The 2,900-nt window shown below is 72.7% G+C and carries 3 protein-coding genes; 1 reads left to right on the top strand and 2 read right to left on the bottom strand.

The genetic code is table 11. The features are described from left to right. Positions 1–1,507: MMPL family transporter (locus tag L0B03_RS16060; RefSeq protein WP_250447738.1), on the bottom strand; the 1,507-nt coding region annotated here is incomplete at its 3' end. Positions 1,508–1,582: 75 nt separating this feature from the next. Then, positions 1,583–2,245 (bottom strand): TetR/AcrR family transcriptional regulator, encoded by a 663-nt coding sequence (locus L0B03_RS16055; protein ID WP_250447736.1) that lies wholly within the window; start codon positions 2,243–2,245, stop codon positions 1,583–1,585. A gap of 196 nt (positions 2,246–2,441) precedes the next feature. On the opposite strand from L0B03_RS16055, the gene L0B03_RS16050 reads away from it, so the two are divergent. Beyond that, on the top strand, positions 2,442–2,843 hold the full coding sequence (locus tag L0B03_RS16050; RefSeq protein WP_250447734.1) for a four-helix bundle copper-binding protein: 402 nt from the start codon (positions 2,442–2,444) through the stop codon (positions 2,841–2,843). Positions 2,844–2,900 lie beyond the last annotated feature (57 nt).

Genomic DNA, 2,900 nt, shown 5'->3' with positions numbered 1-2,900 from the left:
CCGCGGCCACCGGCGACGGTGCGGCCGCGCCCGCCGCACCGGGGGTGCCCGCCGCGCCGGCCAGGGCAGCCCGCTCCTTCGTGCTGAGGATGCGCCGCCCGACCAGGGAGAGCAGCGCCGGGGTCATCGTGACCGCGATCATCACGGCGATCGCCACGCAGAACGCGGCGACGGTGCCCATGAGGCCCAGGAACGGGATGCCCGTGATGTTGAGCCCGAGCAGTGCGATGAGGACCGTCGCGCCGGCGAAGACCACCGCGTTGCCCGAGGTCCCGTTGGCCAGGCCGATGGACTCCTCGACGTCGTAGCCCTGCTTCAGCTGACGCCGGTGCCGGTTGATGATGAACAGGGAGTAGTCGATCCCGACCGCCAGCCCGAGCATCAGACCGAGCACGGGGGTCACCGAGACCATCTCGACCACGCCCGAGAGGGACAGGGCGCCGAGGGCCCCGATGCCCACGCCGATCAGCGCCGTGAGGATGGGCAGCCCGGCGCCGATCAGGGTGCCGAGCATGACGAGCAGGACGATCGCGGCGACGACGACGCCGACGGCCTCGCCCACGCCGAGGAGCTCGGGTGTGGCGGTGGCGATGTCGGCCCCGAAGCTGGACTCCACGCCGTCGACCGGCGGGGCCCCGAGCACCTCCATGACCTCGTCCTTGGTCTCCTGGGTGATCTCGAACTGGCTCTCGGAGAACGAGAGGTTGGCGATCGCGGCGCTGCCGTCCTCGGAGACGAGGCGGATCTCGGCCGCCGTCTCGAGGAGCTCGGCGCCCAGCTCGGCCTCGGTGGCCTGCTCCTCGAGCGCGGCCGCCTGCTCCTCGAGCTCGGCGCGCCCGGCCTCGAGCTCGGCCTCCTGGGCCTCGAGCACGGCCTGCTGCTCCTCGAGCTGGGCCAGGCCGGCGTCGATCTCGGCCTGCTGGGCGTCGAGCTGGGGGGCCGCCTGGTCGATCGCTCCGGCCGCCTCGGCCTGCTCACGCGCGGCGTCCAGCTGGGCCTGTCCCTGCTCGAGCTCGGCCCGTGCCGCGTCGAGCTGCGCCCGGCCGGCCTCGAGCTGGGCCGCACCGTCCTCGATCTGCGCGCGGCCCTGCTCGATCTGGGCGCGCCCGTCCTCGATCTGCGCCTGTCCTGCCTCGAGGGCCTGCTGCTGCTCAGCCCGCTCGGCCTCGGTCTGGAAGGGGTCGATGACCCCCTCGACGCCGTCGACCTCGGTGACCTCGGCGAGCCAGGGGCTCAGCTCCTCGCGCTGGGCCTCCGTGAGCTCGGAGCCGTCTTCGGTGCTGAGGACCACGGTGCCGGTGCCACCTGCTGCCGACGGGAACTCCGCCTCGAGCTGGTCGGTGACCTCGGCGGTCGGGGTGTTGGGGATCGTGAGCGCCGTGGTCAGGGTGCCGCCGCCGACGGCGAAGGCGACCCCGGCGAGGGCGAGGACGGCGACCCAGGCGGCGACCACGAGGCGGGCACGCCGCGCCGCGAGGCGTCCGAGTCGGAACAGGATCTCAGCCATGGCGACCTTTCGAGGTGCGTGGAAGGGGCGGAGCCGGGTGGTGCAGGGGGGATGGGTGGAGACGGGCGGTACCGGTCAGGAGGGGCCAGGATCGGGGCCGTACCCCGCGCGAAGACGGCTCAGGAAGCGCTCGACCAGGCCGGACCACACCACGCGCGAGGCGTCGTCGTCGGCCGCGTCGGTGGCCTCGTACCAGTGACGGTGCACGACCAGGACCCCATGGATCACCGTGTTGACCAGCAGGTCGATCTCGAGCGGGTCCACACGCGGGCGTCGCTCCCGCATGGCTGCGGCGAGGCGCAGACCACCATCCTCGAGGACACGCAGGAGCACACCGTCGAGCCAGGGCGAGCGCTCCTTCTCCCCGATCAGGGACCGCGTGAGGTAGGACATCGACGGCACCAGGTCGGTGGCCCGCAACGCGGCGGCGAGCTCGTCGAAGACCGCGTCGACCCCGGCCCACGCACGTCCGCCCGCGTCGAGGGGGGCCTGCGCCTGGTAGCAGGCGAGGAGCCCACCCATGACGTCGTCGAAGACGGCGGCCAGGACGTCGCTCAACGACGCGAAGTGGTTGAAGACGGTCCGGCGCGAGACGTCGGCCCGCGCCGCGAGGTCCTCGATGGTGAAGTTGAGCCCACCGGTCTCCTCGAGCAGCGCCGCAGCGGCCGCGACGATGTCCCGCCGGTGACGCTCCTTGAGGGCAGCGCGCCGATCAGTGGTGGGATGACTCGAGGGCACGGCGCATACTAGGCAGGTCGGTGCACCGAGTGCAACGGTGCACCGAGTGCATCCGACACCTCTCCGCGCCCGACGACGTCCCGCGAGGCCCGGCCGGGGCCGTCCGGGTGCGCCCGTCACGTTCCGTTCGTAACGTCGAGGGTATGACGCGGCCGTCCCCGCACGGCTGCCGCCCACCGGAGACGAGGAGCGCACCATGTCGTCCGCAGCGATGATCTCGACCCACCCCGCCACGACCGACCTGGACCGGCGCCTCCTGAGCAGCGCCGTCGACGCACTGGTGGAGTGCTCCCAGACCTGCACAGCCTGCGCCGACGCCTGCCTGGCGGAGGAGAAGGTCACCGACCTGCGCAGGTGCATCCGCACCAACCTCGACTGCGCGGACAGCTGCGGTGCGACCGCACGCATCCTGTCCCGCCAGACGGAGGTCGACCTGAACATTCTCAGGACGCAACTCCAGGCCTGCATCGCCGCCTGCCGAGCCTGCGGAGACGAGTGCAGCCGGCACGGCGAGATGCACGACCACTGCCGGGTGTGCGCCGAGGCCTGCCGCGCCTGCGAGGAGGCATGCCGCGACCTGCTCACCACGATCGCCTGAGATCGACCCCGCCCGGCCGCGGCCGGCCCCCGTCAGTGGGCGGCGGGCAAGTCGGAG

Origin of the sequence: Actinotalea sp. C106 (assembly GCF_023630195.1) — a bacterium.
Taxonomy (GTDB): Bacteria; Actinomycetota; Actinomycetes; order Actinomycetales; family Cellulomonadaceae; genus Actinotalea.
This window is presented reverse-complemented; position numbering and strand designations above follow the sequence as displayed.

What these genes read in the sequence shown, in the direction of transcription:
- L0B03_RS16050 (WP_250447734.1), top strand. Translation starts at nt 2,442, where the DNA reads ATGTCGTCCGCAGCGATGATCTCGACCCACCCCGCCACGACCGACCTG.